This window comes from Streptomyces yunnanensis (genome assembly GCF_029011865.1).
Classification (GTDB): Bacteria; Actinomycetota; Actinomycetes; order Streptomycetales; family Streptomycetaceae; genus Streptomyces; species Streptomyces yunnanensis.
The window spans coordinates 5,165,869-5,183,238 of record NZ_CP095749.1; the positions used below are offsets into that span (position 1 = coordinate 5,165,869).

General features: G+C 74.0%; 15 protein-coding genes. 11 read left to right on the forward strand and 4 right to left on the reverse strand.

Features of this window, described 5'->3' with window-relative positions; all coding sequences use genetic code 11:
- The first annotated feature begins 9 nt into the window (after positions 1–9).
- From pyrE to MOV08_RS22510, 9 genes are all read left to right on the forward strand, one after another.
- Positions 10–552, forward strand: coding sequence for an orotate phosphoribosyltransferase (gene pyrE / locus MOV08_RS22470; RefSeq protein ID WP_039634974.1), 543 nt, complete (start codon positions 10–12; stop codon positions 550–552).
- Positions 553–801: 249 nt separating this feature from the next.
- Positions 802–1,824 carry a class II fructose-bisphosphate aldolase gene (gene fbaA, locus MOV08_RS22475; RefSeq protein WP_039634976.1) on the forward strand — a complete coding sequence of 341 codons (1,023 nt, stop codon included), beginning with the start codon at positions 802–804 and terminating at the stop codon, positions 1,822–1,824.
- Positions 1,825–1,930: 106 nt separating this feature from the next.
- On the forward strand, positions 1,931–3,592 hold the full coding sequence (locus MOV08_RS22480) for an MFS transporter (RefSeq protein WP_275308666.1): 1,662 nt from the start codon (positions 1,931–1,933) through the stop codon (positions 3,590–3,592).
- Between the two features lie 159 nt (positions 3,593–3,751).
- A complete protein-coding gene (locus MOV08_RS22485; RefSeq protein ID WP_039634978.1) occupies positions 3,752–4,165 on the forward strand; it encodes a DUF3151 domain-containing protein in 414 nt (137 codons plus the stop codon).
- Between the two features lie 200 nt (positions 4,166–4,365).
- Positions 4,366–5,250 carry a tryptophan 2,3-dioxygenase family protein gene (locus MOV08_RS22490; RefSeq protein WP_039634980.1) on the forward strand — a complete coding sequence of 295 codons (885 nt, stop codon included), beginning with the start codon at positions 4,366–4,368 and terminating at the stop codon, positions 5,248–5,250.
- Entirely contained in the window at positions 5,243–6,616 is a 1,374-nt protein-coding gene (locus MOV08_RS22495; RefSeq protein WP_052286830.1) for a kynureninase, read from the forward strand. The genes MOV08_RS22490 and MOV08_RS22495 overlap by 8 nt, the downstream gene beginning before the upstream one ends.
- Positions 6,613–7,416: an alpha/beta hydrolase family protein gene (locus MOV08_RS22500; RefSeq protein ID WP_275308667.1), complete on the forward strand. Its 804-nt coding sequence runs from the start codon at positions 6,613–6,615 to the stop codon at positions 7,414–7,416. Before MOV08_RS22495 ends, MOV08_RS22500 begins: the two co-directional genes overlap by 4 nt.
- Before the next feature lie 74 nt (positions 7,417–7,490).
- A complete protein-coding gene (locus MOV08_RS22505) occupies positions 7,491–8,858 on the forward strand; it encodes a sensor histidine kinase (protein ID WP_239010115.1) in 1,368 nt (455 codons plus the stop codon).
- Positions 8,855–9,511, forward strand: coding sequence for a response regulator (locus tag MOV08_RS22510; RefSeq protein WP_039634984.1), 657 nt, complete (start codon positions 8,855–8,857; stop codon positions 9,509–9,511). The genes MOV08_RS22505 and MOV08_RS22510 overlap by 4 nt, the downstream gene beginning before the upstream one ends.
- Before the next feature lie 185 nt (positions 9,512–9,696).
- On the opposite strand, the gene MOV08_RS22515 is transcribed toward MOV08_RS22510, so the two are convergent.
- Both MOV08_RS22515 and MOV08_RS22520 read right to left on the reverse strand, forming a co-directional pair.
- The gene (locus MOV08_RS22515; RefSeq protein ID WP_039634985.1) at positions 9,697–11,334 is read right to left on the reverse strand and encodes an ABC transporter permease; all 1,638 of its coding nucleotides are present in this window, start codon (positions 11,332–11,334) and stop codon (positions 9,697–9,699) included.
- Positions 11,331–12,359, reverse strand: coding sequence for an ABC transporter ATP-binding protein (locus MOV08_RS22520; RefSeq protein ID WP_275308668.1), 1,029 nt, complete (start codon positions 12,357–12,359; stop codon positions 11,331–11,333). Before MOV08_RS22520 ends, MOV08_RS22515 begins: the two co-directional genes overlap by 4 nt.
- Positions 12,360–12,452: 93 nt before the next feature.
- On the opposite strand from MOV08_RS22520, the gene MOV08_RS22525 reads away from it, so the two are divergent.
- Positions 12,453–13,031 (forward strand): GbsR/MarR family transcriptional regulator, encoded by a 579-nt coding sequence (locus MOV08_RS22525; RefSeq protein WP_275308669.1) that lies wholly within the window; start codon positions 12,453–12,455, stop codon positions 13,029–13,031.
- A gap of 8 nt (positions 13,032–13,039) precedes the next feature.
- Here MOV08_RS22525 and MOV08_RS22530 read toward each other — a convergent pair whose 3' ends face one another.
- Entirely contained in the window at positions 13,040–14,065 is a 1,026-nt protein-coding gene (locus MOV08_RS22530; protein ID WP_275308670.1) for a diacylglycerol kinase catalytic domain-containing protein, read from the reverse strand.
- Positions 14,066–14,302: 237 nt separating this feature from the next.
- Here MOV08_RS22530 and MOV08_RS22535 point away from each other — a divergent pair, with 237 nt between their 5' ends.
- Positions 14,303–15,589, forward strand: a complete 1,287-nt coding sequence (locus MOV08_RS22535) for an adenylosuccinate synthase (RefSeq protein WP_039634992.1) — start codon at positions 14,303–14,305, stop codon at positions 15,587–15,589.
- 97 nt (positions 15,590–15,686) lie between these two features.
- Here MOV08_RS22535 and MOV08_RS22540 read toward each other — a convergent pair whose 3' ends face one another.
- Positions 15,687–17,234 carry a serine/threonine-protein kinase gene (locus MOV08_RS22540; protein WP_275308671.1) on the reverse strand — a complete coding sequence of 516 codons (1,548 nt, stop codon included), beginning with the start codon at positions 17,232–17,234 and terminating at the stop codon, positions 15,687–15,689.
- Between the last annotated feature and the right edge of the window lie 136 nt (positions 17,235–17,370).

The following is a 17,370-nucleotide window of genomic DNA, read 5'->3' on the forward strand; positions in this document are numbered from 1 at the left end:
CTCGTGCGCATGACTGACGACGTGCGCGGCGAGCTGCTGCAGCAGATCAAGGACAAGGCCGTGGTGCACGGCAAGGTGACGCTCTCCTCCGGCAAGGAGGCCGACTACTACATCGACCTGCGCCGGATCACCCTCGACAGCCAGGCGGCGCCGCTGGTCGGTCAGCTGATGCTCGACCTCACCGCCGACCTGGACTTCGACGCGGTCGGCGGGCTGACGCTCGGCGCCGACCCGGTGGCGACGTCGATGCTGCACGCCGCCGCGGCCCGTGGCCGCCGGCTGGACGCCTTCGTCGTCCGCAAGGCGCAGAAGGCGCACGGCATGCAGCGCCGGATCGAGGGCCCGGACATCAAGGGCCGCCGGGTCCTGGTCGTCGAGGACACCTCCACCACCGGCGGCTCGCCGCTGACCGCCGTCGAGGCGGCGCGGGAGGCCGGCGCCGAGGTGGTTGCAGTGGCGACGATCGTCGACCGCGGTGCGGCTTCGGCCATCGCCGACGCCGGGCTCCCTTACCTCACCGGCTACCAGCTCGACGACCTCGGCCTGAGCTGACGACACGATCGGGTCGTTCTCGCTGACCTGTGGTTTTGCCGGGAATCCGGTGTTTCACGTGAAACGGGGAGCAGGGTTTCACGTGAAACACCGAGCGCCGTTTCACGTGAAACGGCGCTCCCCCGGGGCCCGCGGCCGTACGGGCGATGTGGAGCGAGTCGGTGAGTCTGGGAGTATGTGCCACGGCGAAGTCGTCGCCCCCTGGTCAGGGCCAAGAACGCACACCCCGCACACACAAGGAGCGGACAGATGCCCATCGCAACCCCTGAGGTCTACAACGAGATGCTGGACCGGGCGAAGGCAGGCAAGTTCGCCTACCCGGCCATCAACGTGACGTCCACGCAGACGCTGCACGCGGCGCTGCGCGGTTTCGCCGAGGCCGAGAGCGACGGCATCATCCAGATCTCCACCGGTGGTGCGGAGTTCCTGGGCGGTCAGCACAACAAGGACATGGTCACCGGTGCGGTGGCGCTCGCCGAGTTCGCGCACGTGGTCGCCGAGAAGTACGACGTCAATGTCGCGCTGCACACCGACCACTGCCCCAAGGACAAGCTGGACGGCTACGTCCGCCCGCTGATCGCGATCTCCGAGGAGCGCGTCAAGGCCGGCCGCAACCCGCTCTTCCAGTCGCACATGTGGGACGGCTCCGCCGAGACCCTCGCGGACAACCTGGGCATCGCGCAGGAGCTGCTGCCCCGTGCCGCCGCCGCCAAGATCATCCTTGAGGTCGAGATCACCCCGACCGGTGGCGAGGAGGACGGCGTCACCCACGAGATCAACGACGAGCTCTACACCACGGTCGAGGACGCGCTGCGCACCGCCGAGGCGCTGGGCCTGGGCGAGAAGGGCCGCTACCTGCTCGCCGCCTCCTTCGGCAACGTGCACGGCGTCTACAAGCCGGGCAACGTCGTGCTCCGCCCCGAGCTGCTGAAGGACCTCCAGGAGGGCGTCGGCGCGAAGTACGGCAAGGCGTCGCCGTTCGACTTCGTCTTCCACGGCGGCTCCGGCTCCACCGCCGAGGAGATCGCCACCGCGCTGGAGAACGGCGTGGTCAAGATGAACCTCGACACCGACACCCAGTACGCCTTCACCCGCCCGGTCGCGGACCACATGTTCCGCAACTACCACGGTGTGCTGAAGGTCGACGGCGAGGTCGGCGACAAGAAGACCTACGACCCGCGCAGCTGGGGCAAGCTGGCCGAGGCCGGCATGGCCAAGCGCGTCAGCGAGGCGTGCGCCAACCTGCGCTCCACGGGCACCAAGCTGAAGTAAGCGCCCATGGCTCCCGAAGGGCCCCGCAGCCGTATCGGTTGCGGGGCCCTTCGGCATCCGGGGCCGCCGGTGAGCGGGTGGTCGTGGAACGGGGCATGCTCACCGTATGGAGCAACCGGCCAGGAGCGAGCCGGGGCGGGTCAGGCTGGCCTCGCCGCAGGGCCGCTGGGTACTGACCACGACCGTCCTCGGCTCGGGGATGGCGATGCTGGACAGCACGGTCGTCAATGTCGCGCTGCCCAGGATCGGCGCGGACCTCAACGCGGATCTGGCGGTCCTGCAATGGACCGTCACCGCCTACATGCTCACCCTCTCCTCGCTGATCCTGCTGGGCGGATCGCTCGGCGACCGGTACGGCCGGCGCCGGATCTTCGTCATCGGCGTCATCTGGTTCGCGGCGGCCTCGCTGCTGTGCGGGCTGGCGCCGAACGCCGGGGTGCTGGTCGCGGCCCGCGCGCTCCAGGGCATCGGCGGCGCGCTGCTCACCCCCGGCTCCCTGGCCCTGATCCAGGCGGTGTTCCACCCCGACGACCGGGCCCGGGCGGTCGGTGCCTGGTCCGGTCTGGGCGGCGTGGCGGCGGCGGTCGGCCCGTTCGTCGGCGGCTGGCTGGTGGACGGCGCCGGCTGGCGCTGGGTGTTCTTCCTCAACGTGCCGCTGGCGGCGGCCTGCGTGCCGATCGCGCTGCGGCACGTCCCCGAGACCCGCGAGCGCGGCGCCGACGGGGCACACGGATTCGACGTGCTCGGGGCGGTCCTGGGCGCGCTGGCGCTGGCCGGGGTCAGCTACGCGCTGATCGAGGCGCCCGGGCGGGGCGCCACACCCGCGGTGATCGTGCCGGCCGTGGCCGGGGTCCTGCTCGGAGCGCTCTTCCTCCGCGTCGAACGACGGCGACCCGATCCGATGCTGCCGCCCGCGATCTTCGCCATCCGCCAGTTCACCGCGGTCAACGCCGTGACGGTGTGCGTCTACGCGGCGTTCGGCGGCTTCTTCTTCCTGTCCGTGCTCCAGCTCCAGGTCGTCGTGGGCTACTCGGCGCTCCAGGCCGGCACCGCGCTGCTGCCCACCACCGTGCTGATGCTGCTGCTGTCGGCCCGCTCCGGCGAGCTGGGCCAACGGATCGGACCGCGCATCCCGCTCACCGTCGGCCCGGTGCTCTGCGCGGCCGGCATGCTGCTGATGACCCGGGTGGGCCCCGGCGCGTCCTACGTCGTCGACGTGCTGCCGGCACTGGTGGTGCTGGGCGCCGGCATGGTGACCCTGGTCGCCCCGCTCACCGCCACCGTGCTGGCGTCGGTGGACGTCGACCGGGCCGGCCTGGCCAGCGGCATCAACAACGCGGCGGCCCGGGCCGCCGGTCTGATGGCGGTGGCCGCACTGCCCCTCCTCGCCGGGATGGGCCCGGAGGCGTACCGCTCGGCCCCGGCGTTCGAGGCGGCCTTCCGCCGCGCCATGCCGCTGTGCGCCGGAGTGCTGCTGGCGGGCGCGCTGATCGCCTGGCTGACCGTCCGCGGCGACGTCCTGCACGCCACGGAACCCGAGGCCACGGAGCCGTGCCACGCCGAGTGCACCTACCACTGCGGCGTCTCCGCCCCACCCCTGGACCCCGGCGAACACACCACGGACCACCCCTCCCCACCGTCCACACCGCCCCCACCCACCCACCCGCATAACTCCCGCAGGGCCCCACAAGCGCACACCCCCACTCAGCGAATTCCCTCCCACCAACGGGAGGTGTCGGGGTTGTGGGGTGGGGTGGTCTGGACGTAAAGCGCAGCAGTCCGGACCACCCCACCCCACAACCCCGACACCGCGACCGACCAGCCCCGCGCAGCGGACAGGCGCCGCAGGCGCAAACCAAACCCCCACGGCGGGAACGCCGACAACGTGGGCGACCGGCCAAGCGCGGCGAACGGGCAGACTGGACCCATGCCCATTCACGAGAACCTGCTCGGGGGACCGCCCCCGACCCACCTGCCCGACGACCCGGAGCCCCGCGAGATGCTCGCCTCGGGCACCGCGCCCGCCGATGTCGCCGCGAAGTACCCGGCCTCCTCCCTGGCCTGGGCCCAGCTGGCCGACGACGCCTTCGAGGCCGGCCGGGTGGTGGAGTCCTACGCCTACGCCCGCACCGGCTACCACCGCGGCCTGGACGCGCTGCGCCGGGCCGGCTGGAAGGGCCACGGCCCGGTGCCGTTCGAGCACGAGCCCAACCGCGGCTTCCTCCGCGCGCTGCACGCCCTCGCCCGCGCCGCCCAGACGATCGGTGAGCAGGAGGAGTACGAGCGCTGCACGACCTTCCTCCGCGACTCCTCGCCGACCGCGGCCGACACGCTCTCCTGAGCCGTCGCGACCGCCCGCCCCTTCTCCCGGGGCGGGCGGTCCGGGAGGCCGCGGGCGTGCGCCGGCTCTTGCGCGGTGGTGATGCAGCGCCGATGATTTCCAGTGGGCCGGGTCATCCCGCGCCCGAGGGGACCGGGGCTCCCGAGCCGACAAGGAAGGAGCGGACCGCTACCCGGTAGTTCGCACCTGAGGAGTCCCTCATGTCGCAGCCGTCTCCCACCCACCCCGCGCACCGCGCCCCGGATACCGCGGCCGCCGAGGCGGACCCGCCGTTCGGCCCCGACCTGAGCATCGGCGCCGGCACCGCCACTCCGTACGAGGACTATGTCCGGGCGAGCGTCCTCACCCACCTCCAGCACCTCCAGTCCGACGACCCGGGCGAGATGGTCTTCCTGGTCACCACCCAGGTGATGGAGCTGTGGTTCACCGTCATCGTCCACGAGTGGACGACCGCCGCCGACGCGCTGCGCCGGGACGACCTGCCGGTGGCGATGGACGCGCTGCGCCGTTCCACGTGGGAGCTGGAGGCGCTGAACGCCGCCTGGAAGCCGCTCGCCCGGCTGACGCCCGCGCAGTTCAACGCCTACCGCGCCGCGCTCGGCGAGGGCAGCGGCTTCCAGTCCGCGATGTACCGGCGGCTGGAGTTCCTGCTCGGCGAGAAGTCCGCGTCGATGCTGGTGCCGCACCGCGGCTCCCCGCAGGACCACGCCGCACTGGAGAAGGCACTGCACGAACCGAGTCTGTACGACGAGGTGCTGAGGCTGCTGGCCCGCCGGGGCCACCCGATCCCGGAGACGGTGCTGCGGCGCGACCCGACCCAGCGCCACGAGTCGGACCCGGCGGTGGAGGAGGTCTGGGCCACCGTCCTCGCCGGCGCGCCGGACTCCGAACTCGCGCGGCTCGGCGAGCTGTTGACCGATGTCGCGGAGCTGGTCTGGCGCTGGCGCAACGACCATCTGGTGGCGACCCGGCGGGCGATGGGAGCGAAAATGGGTACCGGCGGATCCGCGGGAGTCGCCTGGCTGGAGAAGCGGGCCCGCAAGAACGTCTTTCCCGAGCTGTGGACGGCGCGAAGCCATGTCTGAGAGCCGTGAGACCCCGAAGAGCCCCGGCCCGGCCGCTGCCGGGGCGCGCAAGGCGGCGATCCGCGCCGCCGAACTGGACGCCGCCGGGCCGCTGACCACGACCCGCGAGAGGTTCGTCCTCGACGACACCGTCTATCTCGACGGCAACTCGCTCGGCGCGCTGCCCCGGGCGGTGCCCGACCGGATCGCCGAGGTGATCCGCCACGAGTGGGGCGAGCTGCGCATCCGCTCCTGGACCGAGGCCGGTTGGTGGACCGCGCCCGAGCGGATCGGCGACAGGATCGCCCCGCTCGTCGGGGCGGCCCCGGGCCAGGTGGTGGTCGGCGACTCCACTAGCATCAACGTCTTCAAGGCGGTGACCGGCGGCATCCGGATGGCCGGCAAGGGCTGCACGGAGATCCTGGTCGACGCCACGACCTTCCCCACCGACGGCTATATCGCCCGCTCCGCGGCCCGGATGGCCGGCCTCGCGGTGCGGCCGGTCGAGCCCGCGCGGATCGCCGACGAGGTCACCGAGCGGACCGCGCTGGCGCTGGTCAACCACGTCGACTACCGCACCGGCGAGCTCAACGACATGGCCTCGATCACCGCCGCGCTGCACAGTGCGGGCACGCTGGCGGTCTGGGACCTGTGCCACAGCGCCGGTGCGCTGCCGGTCGCGCTGGACGCGTGCGGGGTGGACCTCGCGGTGGGCTGCACCTACAAGTACCTCAACGGCGGCCCGGGTTCGCCCGCGTACCTCTACGTCCGCAAGAGCCTCCAGGAGCGGTTCGAGTCGCCGCTGCCCGGCTGGAACTCGCACGTCGACCCGTTCGGGATGGAGCCGGGCTACACCCCGGCCGACGGCGTCCTGCGCGGTCGCGTCGGCACCCCCGACATCCTCTCGATGCTGGCCCTGGAGGCGGCGTTGGAGGCGTGGGAGGGCGTCGCCATCGAGGACGTGCGCGCCAAGAGCCTGGCGCTGACCGACTTCTTCCTGGAGTGCGTGTCGGAGTACGCGCCGCCCGGCCGGGTCCGCTCGGTCACCCCGTACGAGCACCGGAGGCGCGGCAGCCAGGTCTCGCTGGCGTGCTCCCCCGGGGGCTCCTCCGCGGCCGCGCAGGGGGGTGCCCCCGTGGCCGGTGAGGTGATGGCGGAGCTGATCCGGCGCGGTGTGGTCGGCGACTTCCGGCCGCCGGACGTGCTGCGCTTCGGCTTCACCCCGCTCTACACCACCTTCGCGGACGCGGAGCGGGCGGCGTGGGTGCTCGGCGAGGTGCTGCGGGAGCAGGCCGCGGCGGAGTCGGCGTCAGGGTCGGAGTCGGCGTCGGGGTCGGAGTCGGCCGGCGCGGGGCAGGAGTCCGCGGCGGACGGCGACGCCGGGTGAGCGCGGCGGACGAGGAGGCGGCGCTGCTGGGGCTCGCCCCGGTGGCGCCGGACCGCACGGTCGCCTACGGCCCGCACCCGGACCAGGTCGTGGACCTGTACGGGCGGTGGCCGGGGACCGGGCCCCTCGTCGTCCTGCTGCACGGCGGGTTCTGGCGGGCCGCGTACGACCGGCGCCATCTCTCGCCGTGCGCGGCGGAGCTGGCCCGGCGCGGGCTGCCGGTCGCGCTCGCCGAATACCGCAGGGTCGGTGCGGGCGGCGGCGCGCCGCAGACGTTCCAGGACGTCACGGCCGCCGTCGCGACCGCGGCCGACGCCGGGGCGGCGCCCGGCGGCCCGCCCCGCGAGCTGGTGCTCGTCGGGCACTCCGCGGGCGGCCATCTCGCGCTGCTCGCCGCCGCCCGCCCCGGTCCGGTCACCCGGGTCGTCGCCGTGGCCCCCGTCGCCGACCTCGCCCGCGCCCACGAGCTGGGGCTCAGCGGCGGCGCGGTGGCCGAGCTGCTCGGCGCCGGGCCCGGTTTCGCCGGGCGGCTGGCCGACGCCGACCCGGTCCGCCACCCGCCCGCCGGCGTCCCCGTCACGCTGCTGCACGGCACCGCCGACACCGACGTCCCGCCGGACCTCTCCCGTCGCTACGCCGCCGCGCACCCCGCCGCCATCGCGCTGCGCGAACTGCCCGGCACCGGCCACTACGCCCCGCTGACGCCCGGCACCGACGCCTTCCGCACCCTGCTCGGGCTGCTGTGCGGCGGTCCGGCCTCCGCGGGGACGGTGGGCGCGGGGCCCGACGGCGCCGCGTAGTACTTCAGACGGACGCCGGCAGATCCGCTTCGGTGGGGACGCCCTGCGGGCCGTTGCTGCTTACCGTGGTGTGCGTGAACAAGACGACTCAGAGCCAGGGCGACCTGCACTCGGAGGCGCGGATAGTCCACGGCGTGCTGCACACCGTGCGCCAGGACCTGTTCGTCGGTGCCTTCGCCTTCCGCCCGCTTCCGCCACTGGACGACGCCAGGCTGGCGCGGCGGCTGTCATGGCTGCCGGCGCGGGCCCGGCGCTGGGCCCGCTGGCTCCCCCACGGCGCCGTCGCCTTCCTCGCGGCCTGCATCTTCCTGGGGTCCGTCGGCCCGAGTTACGGCGGCAGCGCGCCGCGCGAGATGCTCGATGTCGTCCTCGCACTGATGATGGCGGTGCCGCCGGTGCTGGTCCTCTCCCGGCCGGTGGGCGCCTTCTGGCTGTCGCTGCTGGCGTTCGTGGTGGAGTCGATCGGCGCCCGGTTCTTCTCGCCGTACGCCAACGTCTGGAGCTCCGCCTTCGTCGTCCACCTGGCCGTGATGGCGCTGGTGGTGCTGCGCACCCGGCCGCGGCTGGCCGTGGAGATGTGGGTGGTCACGTTCGGGCTGGGCTCGGTGGTGTCGGTGCTCGCCCGGAACGGTGCGCTGGGCGACATGCCGCCGGTGGCGTTCTTCTCCGCCGTCGTCCTGGTCTCGGTCGCCGCGGTCCGGGCCTGGCGGGAGGAGCGCCGGCAGGTCGTCGAGACCCGCAGCGTCACCGCCGAGGAGCGCTCCCGCCGCACCCTGCTGGAGGAGCGCGCGCTGATCGCCCGGGAGCTGCACGACGTGGTGGCGCACCATATGTCGGTGATCGCCATTCAGGCCGAGGCCGCACCGTACCGGGTCACCGACCCGCCGCCCGAGCTCGCCAAGTCCTTCGCCACCATCCGGGAGAACGCCGTCGCGGCGCTCACCGAACTCCGCCGCATCCTCGGCGTGGTCCGCTCCGAGGACCCGGACGCCTTCGCCGAACGCGACCCGGAGGCCCCGCAGCCGACCCTGGCCAGCCTGGACGCGCTGCTGGACAGTGTCCGGGGCGCCGGGCTGACCGTCGAGTCGGTGGTCACCGGGGCCGCCCGGCCGCTGCCGCAGGGCGTGGAGCTGTCGGCGTACCGGATCGTGCAGGAGGCGCTGAGCAACGCGCTGCGCCACTCGCCCGGCGCGGACGCACGGGTGGAGATCTCCTACGTCCTGGGCGGGATCGGGCTGCGGATCGTCAACGGTCCCCCGAGTCGGCTCGCCAAGCCGTCGCCGGGCGCCGGCCACGGGCTGCTCGGCATGCGGGAGCGGGTGCAGATGCTCGGTGGTGAGATGACGGCCGACCGCACCGAGGAAGGCGGCTTCGAGGTCGCGGCCTTCCTCCCGGTGACGAACACGGCGGCGGAGACCGCGCGGGGCGGGAGCGGAGCATGATCCGGGTACTGATCGTCGACGACCAGGTGATGGTCCGCGAGGGCTTCTCCGTGCTGCTCAACGCCATGCCGGACATCGAGGTGATCGGCGAGGCCGTGGACGGCCGGCAGGCGGTGCAGAAGGTCGCGCTGCTCAAGCCGGACGTCGTCCTGATGGACATCCGGATGCCGGAGATGAACGGCCTGGAGGCGACCCGCGAGATCGTCGCCGCCGACGCGGACGCCAAGGTGCTGGTGCTGACCACCTTCGACCTGGACGAGTACGTCTACCAGGCGCTGCGGGCCGGGGCCAGCGGCTTCCTGCTCAAGGACGCCTCGGCCGGCCAGCTCGCCGAGGGCGTGCGGATCGTCGCCGCCGGGGAGGCGCTGCTCGCCCCCACCGTCACCAAGCGCCTGATCAACGAGTTCTCCCGGCTGGGCTCGCCGCGCGCACCGGCGCAGGAGCGCATCGGCGATCTGACGGAACGGGAGACCGAGGTCCTGGTGCTGGTGGCCCAGGGCCTGTCCAACGGCGAGATCGCCGCCCATCTCGTCGTCGCCGAGTCGACGGTGAAGACGCACGTCAGCCGGATCCTGGTGAAGCTGGGGCTGCGCGACCGCACCCAGGCGGCGGTCTTCGCCTACGAGGCGCGGCTGGTGACACCGGGCGGCTGACGACGGCGCCGCCCACTCCGACGCTGTCCACACCCTGTGGACGGCGTCGCCGTCGGCCACCGTGCGCCGCCGGAGTCCGCTACGGCTCCGACGGCGCACGACCGGGGCGGCCGGCACCGGCCGGCGTCAGCTGAGGTCAACCGTTGCCAGTCGTTGCCAGTCGTTCCCAGTCGATTCAGCTGATGTCAGCCGATGTCGCGGCGGCGCAGTCCGACCAGACCGGCGGATATCAGGACCACCGACAGGGCCGTCAGCCACAGGAACGGCGCGGCCGTCACCGCCCCGCCGGGCAGCTTGGGCAGGTGACCGTACGGCGAGAGGTCCAGCGCCCACTGCGGCAGCCGCAGCACCGGGCCGAACCAGCCAAGGGCGAGGCAGCCCCCGGTCAGTGCCCAGACCGCGCCGGCGGCCCGGGGCAGCAGGCCGAGCACGGCCATCGCCACCGCGGCGAGCGTCCACACCGCCGGGACCTGGGCGAGCGTCGCGGCCAGCACCCGGCCGGTGCCGCCGGCGACGTCGCCGACCGAGGCGCCGTAGGCGACCCCCAGGGTCAGGCCGGCGGCGGCCAGCACCACGGCGGTGCCCACCAGCGCGATGACCAGATGGCCGCCCGCCCAGCGCAGCCGGCCCACCGCGCCCGCCAGGACCGGCTCGGCGCGACCACCGGTCTCCTCGGCGCGCATCCGGAGCACCGCACCCACCGCGTAGAGCGCGGCGACCATGCCGAGCAGGCCGGTGATCGAGGCCAGGAAGGCGTCCGTCAGGGACTGCTGTCCGCCGAGCCGCTCGAAGATCTCCCGGGTCCGCTGATTGCCGTCGACCAGGCTTGCGGCCCCCTTGGCGATCCCGCCGAACACCGCGCCGGCCAGCGCGAGACCGGCCGTCCAGCCCGCCAGGGTGGTCCGCTGCAGCCGCCAGGCCAGGCCGGTGGGCCCGCCGAGCGAGCGCGGCGCCCGGGCCGGGCCGGGGCGGGCCGGCAGGAAGCTCATCCCCAGGTCGCGGCGGGCGGTCAGGGCGTAGGCCGCCGCGGTCGCCAGCGCCGTCGCGGCGGCGAGGAGCAGGACCACCCACCAGCGTTCGCCGGCGTAGGCGCGCAGGTGCTGCGCCCAGCCGATGGGGGAGAGCCAGGTGAGCGGGGAGCCGCCGTCGGCGGATGCGTCGCCGGCGGCGCGCAGCGCGAAGGCGGCGCCCAGGACCGCGCCGGTCAGCCCCTTGGCCAATCGGGCGCTCTCGGTCAGTTGGGCGGCGATCGCGGCCAGGGCGGCGAAGAGCAGGCCGGTGCCGCCGATCGCGACGCCCAGGGCCAGCGATCCGCCCACCGGCCGGCCGGACGCGGCGAGCCCGGCGGCGGTCAGCACGGCGACCCCGGCGTCCGCGACCAGGGCCGCCAGCAGGGCCGCGGTCAGCGGCGCCCGCCGGCCCACCATGGCGGCGGAGAGCAGCTCCTGGCGGCCGGTCTCCTCCTCTTCGCGGGTGTGCCGGACGACGATCAGCAGGCTCATCACGGCCGCCAGCACCGCCCCGAATCCGGCCATCCGCCAGGCGACGAGACCGCCGAGGGAGTCGCCGAAGACCGGTCCGTACAGCGCCCGCAGCGAGCCGTTGGCGTTCATCGACGCGGCCAGCTCGGCGCGCTTGGTGGCGGTGTCGTAGAGCGACGCGAAGGACGGGCCGGTGGCGACGACGGAGAGGCCGAGGAGCAGCACCCAGACCGGGATCATCAGCCGGTCGCGGCGCAGCGCCAGGCGCAGCAGGGTGCCGGTGCCCGCCAGATGGCGCGGACCGCCCGGGCGGACGGCGGCGGGCGCGGCCAGGGCGCTCATCGGGCGACCGTCCCTGCGGGCCGGACGCCGTCCTGTTGGCCGGCCTCGGGGCGCGGGTCGTCCTGATAGTGGCGGAGGAAGAGCTCCTCCAGGGTGGGCGGGGTGCTGGTGAGGCTGCGCAGGCCGGCCGCGCCGAGCGGGCCGAGCACCGCGCCCAGCCGGTCGGTGTCGGCCTGGAGCCGGACGCGGCAGCCCGGGCCGCCCTGGAGCGGCTGGACGGTGAGGCCGTGGACCCCGGGTAGCCCGTCGAGTCCGGCCGGCGGGCCGGCCAGCTCGGCGACGACGGTGGTCCGGGTCAGGTGGCGCAGCTCCCCCAGGGAGCCGGATTCGACGGTGCGGCCCTTGCGGATGATGCTGACGCGGTCGCAGAGCGCCTCGACCTCGGACAGCACATGGCTGGAGAGCAGGACGGTGCGGCCGCGGTCGCGCTCCTCGGCGACGCAGCTCTGGAAGACCTCCTCCATCAGCGGGTCCAGCCCGGAGGTCGGCTCGTCGAGGATCAGCAGGTCGACGTCGGAGGCGAAGGCGGCGACCAGGGCGACCTTCTGGCGGTTGCCCTTGGAGTAGGTGCGTCCCTTCTTCGTGGGGTCGAGCTCGAAGCGCTCCAGCAGTTCGTCCCGCCGGGTGGCGTCCAGGCCCGCCCGTCGCCCGCCGCCACCCCTCCACGGGGGGCGCTTCGCGCCGCTGCCTCGGTGCAGCCGCCCGTAGAGGTCGATGACCTCGCCGCCGGAGAGATTGCGCCACAGGGTGACGTCCCCGGGGACGTAGGCGACGTGGCGGTGGATCTCGACGGCGGAGCACCAGGGGTCCTTGCCGAGGACCTGCGCGGTGCCGCCGTCGGGGCGCAGCAGCCCCAGCAGGACGCGGATGGTGGTGGACTTCCCCGCCCCGTTGGGCCCGAGGAAGCCGTGCACCTCACCGGGCTCGACGTGGAGGTCGAGGCCGTCCAGCGCGTGGGTCCGGCCGAAGGACTTGTGGAGGCCGGCCACCCGGATCGCGGGGAAGGGGGAGATCGCCTTCGTCATGATTTCGAAGGTACGCTAGCTTCATAAATTTGTGAAGTTAAGAAAGCGTATAAAGTTGGAGATGTTGCGCTGAACAGGGGAGATGATGCGGACATGAGCGAGCAGTACGAGCGGGGAGCGGGCCGGCCGGCCCGCGACGACGAGGCGGTCCTGACGTTCGTCGAGCGCTTCGCGGCGCAGATGGTGGACGCCGGGATGCAGCGGATGCCGGCCCGCGTCTTCTCCTGCCTGCTGGCGTCCGACTCCGGCGTCCTGACCTCCGCCGAACTGGGCGAACGGCTCCAGGTCAGCCCGGCGGCCGTCTCCGGCGCGATCCGCTACCTCTCCCAGGTGGGCATGGTCGGCCGCGAGCGCGAGCCCGGTTCCCGGCGCGACCGCTACCGCGTCCACAGCGACCAGTGGTACGAGGCCCTGGCCCGCCGGGACAGCATCCTGACCCGCTGGGAGGACGTGCTCCGGGAGGGCGTGGACAGCCTCGGCCCGGACAGCGCGGCCGGCCGCCGGCTCGGCGAGACGCTGGCCTTCACGGAGTTCATGCAGCACGAGCTCGTCGGCATGATGGAACGCTGGCGCGACCACCTCGGAAAGCTCCGCACGGACGAGGCGGACGGGCCCACCCGGTGGGCGGCCGGTGGCACGTCGCGGGAGAACGGCCCGGCCACGCGGCGCTGACCCCGCGCCTACTCCTGCCGCGGCAGCCGCAACCGCCAGGCCCCGGGCTGCACCGTCCACGTCCGGGTCCGCACCGGCCCGCCGACCAGCGCGTCCGCCCGGTAGTGGAAGTCCGCACCGGACACCGTCACCGCCCGCGCCCGGACCCGTATCGGCCGCTCCTCGCCCGGCCAGTGCACGACGACCTCGGCCAGCCCGCCCGGTCGCCCCGCAGGGTCGTCGGCCCCGGCGTCCCCGTCGCCGACGCCTCCGGCGCCCGGCACCACCGACACCCCGCGCACCGGCCGGTCCAGATCCGCCAGCAGCGCCCCGTCGGCCTCGATCCGCAGCCGCAGCCGCTGGGCGGGCACCCGCCCCCGACGGCCCCCGCCGGCCTCGGTCGCGCCGGGCCGGGGCGCGCCCCACCGGCCGGCAGCGGGCGTGGCCAGCAGCGACAGCGCCGTACGGGCGGTCCGGGCGGCCGGCTTCCACCAGGCCCGGTGCCCCGGATCCGCCGCGTCGGCCCCCGCGCCCCCGGGGGCCGCGGCCCGCCCCGGATAGCCGGCGACCCCGCCCGTCGCCCCGTGCACCGCAGGCTCCCCGGGCGCGCCGTACGCCGCGTACCCCGGCAGCGCCCCGGCCCCGTCGCCGCACGGGATCCGCAGCCCGCCCAGCACGATGCCGTCGCTGTCGTCCGTGAGCAGGTCCATCGGCCGCTCCCCGCCGTCCAGGACGGTCCGTGCGGCGGCCACCGCGTCCGTGGGGACGCCCAGTGCGCGGCTCAGCGCGATCGTCTCCGGCGGGCCCACCGGCACCATCGACAGCGGCACCCCGGCCAGCTCACGCTCCCGGTGGAGCAGGCTCACCGCCCGCAGCAGCGCCCGGTCGTCGCCGACCACCACCGGGTGCCGCCGACCGCGCCGGGCCAGCGCCTGGGCGAATTCCTCGGGGCCCTCCGGGAGGCAGATCTTCGCCCCTGCGCCGGCGCACAGAACGTCCTTCGCGATCCGCACGGATTCGCCGTCCGTCCTGCGGGCGACCGGGTCGATGACCACAAGCAGGGGGCACCCCCGAACGGAGTCCGCGGGAGAGTGCCCAGAAGACTGCGCCGACACCTCGGTCCTTCCTCAGGTAGCATCTCGGTGCAAGAGCCCCTTGCGCTATTGCGCCAGGGGCTTCGTCTATTCCGGGGCACCGGTCCGACGGCTCCGGCGACGACGTACGCGTGAACACGCGGGCGTCGCGCCATCCACGCACGTTGGACATGCCCCGCCCGGAAGGGGTGTACGCCTGTGCCCGCACTTGTGCTGCTCGGTGCTCAGTGGGGTGATGAGGGCAAGGGAAAGGCCACCGATCTGCTCGGTGGGTCCGTGGACTATGTCGTGCGTTATCAGGGCGGCAACAACGCCGGCCACACGGTCGTCGTGGGCGACCAGAAGTACGCACTTCACCTCCTCCCTTCCGGAATCCTCTCGCCGGGGTGCACCCCGGTCATCGGCAACGGCGTCGTCGTCGACCCGGCGGTCCTGCTCTCCGAGCTGAGCGGACTCAACGAGCGCGGCGTCGACACGTCCAAGCTGCTGTTGAGTGGTAACGCGCACCTGATCACGCCGTACAACATCACCACCGACAAGGTGACGGAACGCTTCCTCGGCAAGCGGAAGATCGGCACCACCGGCCGCGGCATCGGCCCGACCTACGCCGACAAGATCAACCGCACCGGCATCCGGGTCCAGGACCTCTACGACGAGTCGATCCTGACCCAGAAGGTCGAGGCGGCCCTCGACGTCAAGAACCAGCTGCTCACCAAGCTCTACAACCGCCGCGCCATCGAGGCCGGCCAGGTCGTCGAGGAGCTGCTGGGCTACGCCGACAAGATCAAGGGCTATGTCGCCGACACCACCCTGATCCTCAACAAGGCCCTGGACGACGACAAGGTCGTGCTCTTCGAGGGCGGGCAGGGCACCCTGCTCGACATCGACCACGGCACGTACCCCTTCGTCACCTCCTCGAACCCGACCGCGGGCGGTGCCTGCACGGGTGCGGGCGTCGGCCCCACGAAGATCAGCCGGGTCATCGGCATCCTCAAGGCGTACACCACCCGGGTGGGCGCCGGTCCGTTCCCGACCGAGCTGTTCGACGAGGACGGCGAGGCGCTGCGCCGGATCGGCGGCGAGCGCGGCGTCACCACCGGCCGGGACCGCCGCTGCGGCTGGTTCGACGCGGTGATCGCCCGCTACGCCACCCGCGTCAACGGCCTGACGGACTTCTTCCTCACCAAGCTCGACGTCCTCACCGGCTGGGAGCAGATCCCGGTCTGCGTGGCCTACGAGATCGACGGCAAGCGCGTCGAGGAACTCCCCTACAGCCAGACCGACTTCCACCACGCGAAGCCGATCTACGAGATGCTGCCGGGCTGGTCCGAGGACATCACCCAGGCCAAGACCTTCTCCGACCTGCCGAAGAACGCCCAGGCGTACGTCAAGGCGCTGGAGGAGATGTCGGGCGCCCCGATCTCCGCGATCGGCGTCGGGCCGGGCCGGGACGAGACGATCGAGATCAACTCGTTCCTGTCGTGAGCCGTCCGGTGGGCCGCGCGGCGCGCCCGTAGCGGTCCGGTCCCCGTCGGGGACACCTGACGCCAGGGGTGGCGGCGGGGGCCTGGTGCCCCTGCCGTCACCCCTTCTTCGCGTACAGCAGCGGCGCCAGGCCGCCCGCGTCGTCGAAGGTCCGCCGCAGCTGCCCGGCGATCAGCTCCAGGGTGCTGCGGGAACCGGGACGGCAGGTGTCGGGCGGGCCGGAGACCACGGTGGACGGGCCGAGCCGCACCGGCGGGCCGACGCTCTCCAGGGTCGCCGCGAAACGGCAGTCGTAGGTGGGGCCGGTGGCCTGCATCCGGAGGACGGTCTCGCCGGGCTTGCCCTGGACGAGGGTGAAGCGGCGGACGTCCACGGTGGAGTCGCCCACCGTCGTCGACCAGATGCCCAGGTAGTCGGCCGGGATGCCCCCGGGGGCCGAGGGCCGGCTCGTGGCGCCCTGCTCGGTGGCGGCGGCGCTGCCGTCCGAGCCGCCCAGCAGCGCGTACCCGGTGGCGGTGCCCGCCCCGGCCAGCACCAGCACGGCAGCGGCCAGCAGTGCCCGGCCCTTGCGGCGGCGGCGCGCCGGGGACGGGCCGGCCGGCGGCGCCACCGTGGCCGGAGCCGTGGCGGACGTCCCGTGCGGCCGGACGGCGGTCGCCGGGACCGCGCCGTCCTGCGGGTTCTCTGCCTCCAGGAGCTCCACGGCGTGCCGCCCCAGGCGGGCGATCAGCGCCCCCGGGAGCCACGGTTCGTCCTCGCCCGACCCGGCCGCGTCCGGGCCGGCCTCCGCCCGGGCCACCAGTTCCTCGGGCGCGGGGCGCCGCGCGGGGTCCTTGGCCAGGCATGCCGTGACCAGGTCGTGCAGTCCCTCGGGGAGCGCGGTCAGGTCCGGCTCCTCTTCGGCGATGCGGTACATCATCGCGTGCGGCAGGGTCGTCTCGGTGCCGAACGGCTGGCGGCCGGTGGCCGCGTAGACCAGTACCGAGCCGAGGCAGAAGACGTCGCAGGCGGGCGTGAGCGGCTCGCCGCGGACCTGTTCGGGCGCCATGAAACCGGGGGAGCCGACCGCGGATCCGGTCTGCGTCACCCCGCTGACGCCGACGCCCTCCAGGGCCCGCGCGATGCCGAAGTCGATGACCCGCGGGCCGTCGAGGGTCAACAGGACGTTGGACGGCTTGAGGTCGCGGTGGATGATGCCGGCGGCGTGGACGGAGTGCAGCGCGCGGGCCAGCCCGGCGGCCAGGATCCGCACCGTGCGCTCGGGCAGCGGGCCGTGCCCGCCGACCGCCTGCTGGAGGGAGGGGCCGGCGATGTAGCCGGTGGCCACCCACGGGGTCTCGGCCTCGGTGTCCGCGTCCAGGACGGGCGCGGTCCACTCCCCGCCCACCTTGCGGGCGGCCCGCACCTCGCGGCGGAAGCGGGCCCGGAACTCCTCCTCGTGGGCCAGTTCCGCGCGCACCAACTTGACCGCGACGGTCCGGCCGCGGTCCGAACGGGCCAGGAACACCCGGCCCATGCCGCCCTCGCCGAGCCGCCCGAGGAGGCGGTAGTCGCCGATCCACTGGGGGTCGTGCGCGCCCAGCGGTGCCAGCCCTCCGAGCCGTCCGCCCCGTCCCCGCTGCCCCGCCGGTCTCTGCTGTGCCATGGTCCCCCGCCCTTTGCCCGACTTTCCCCCGCCTCCGCCCCACGGGAGCGTCCGCTCGTCCGCGGTGAGGATATCGAGGCCGCGCGCACGGCCGGTGGGGCGGTATTCGGCCAAGGCGCGCGCCCGTAGAGGCGGT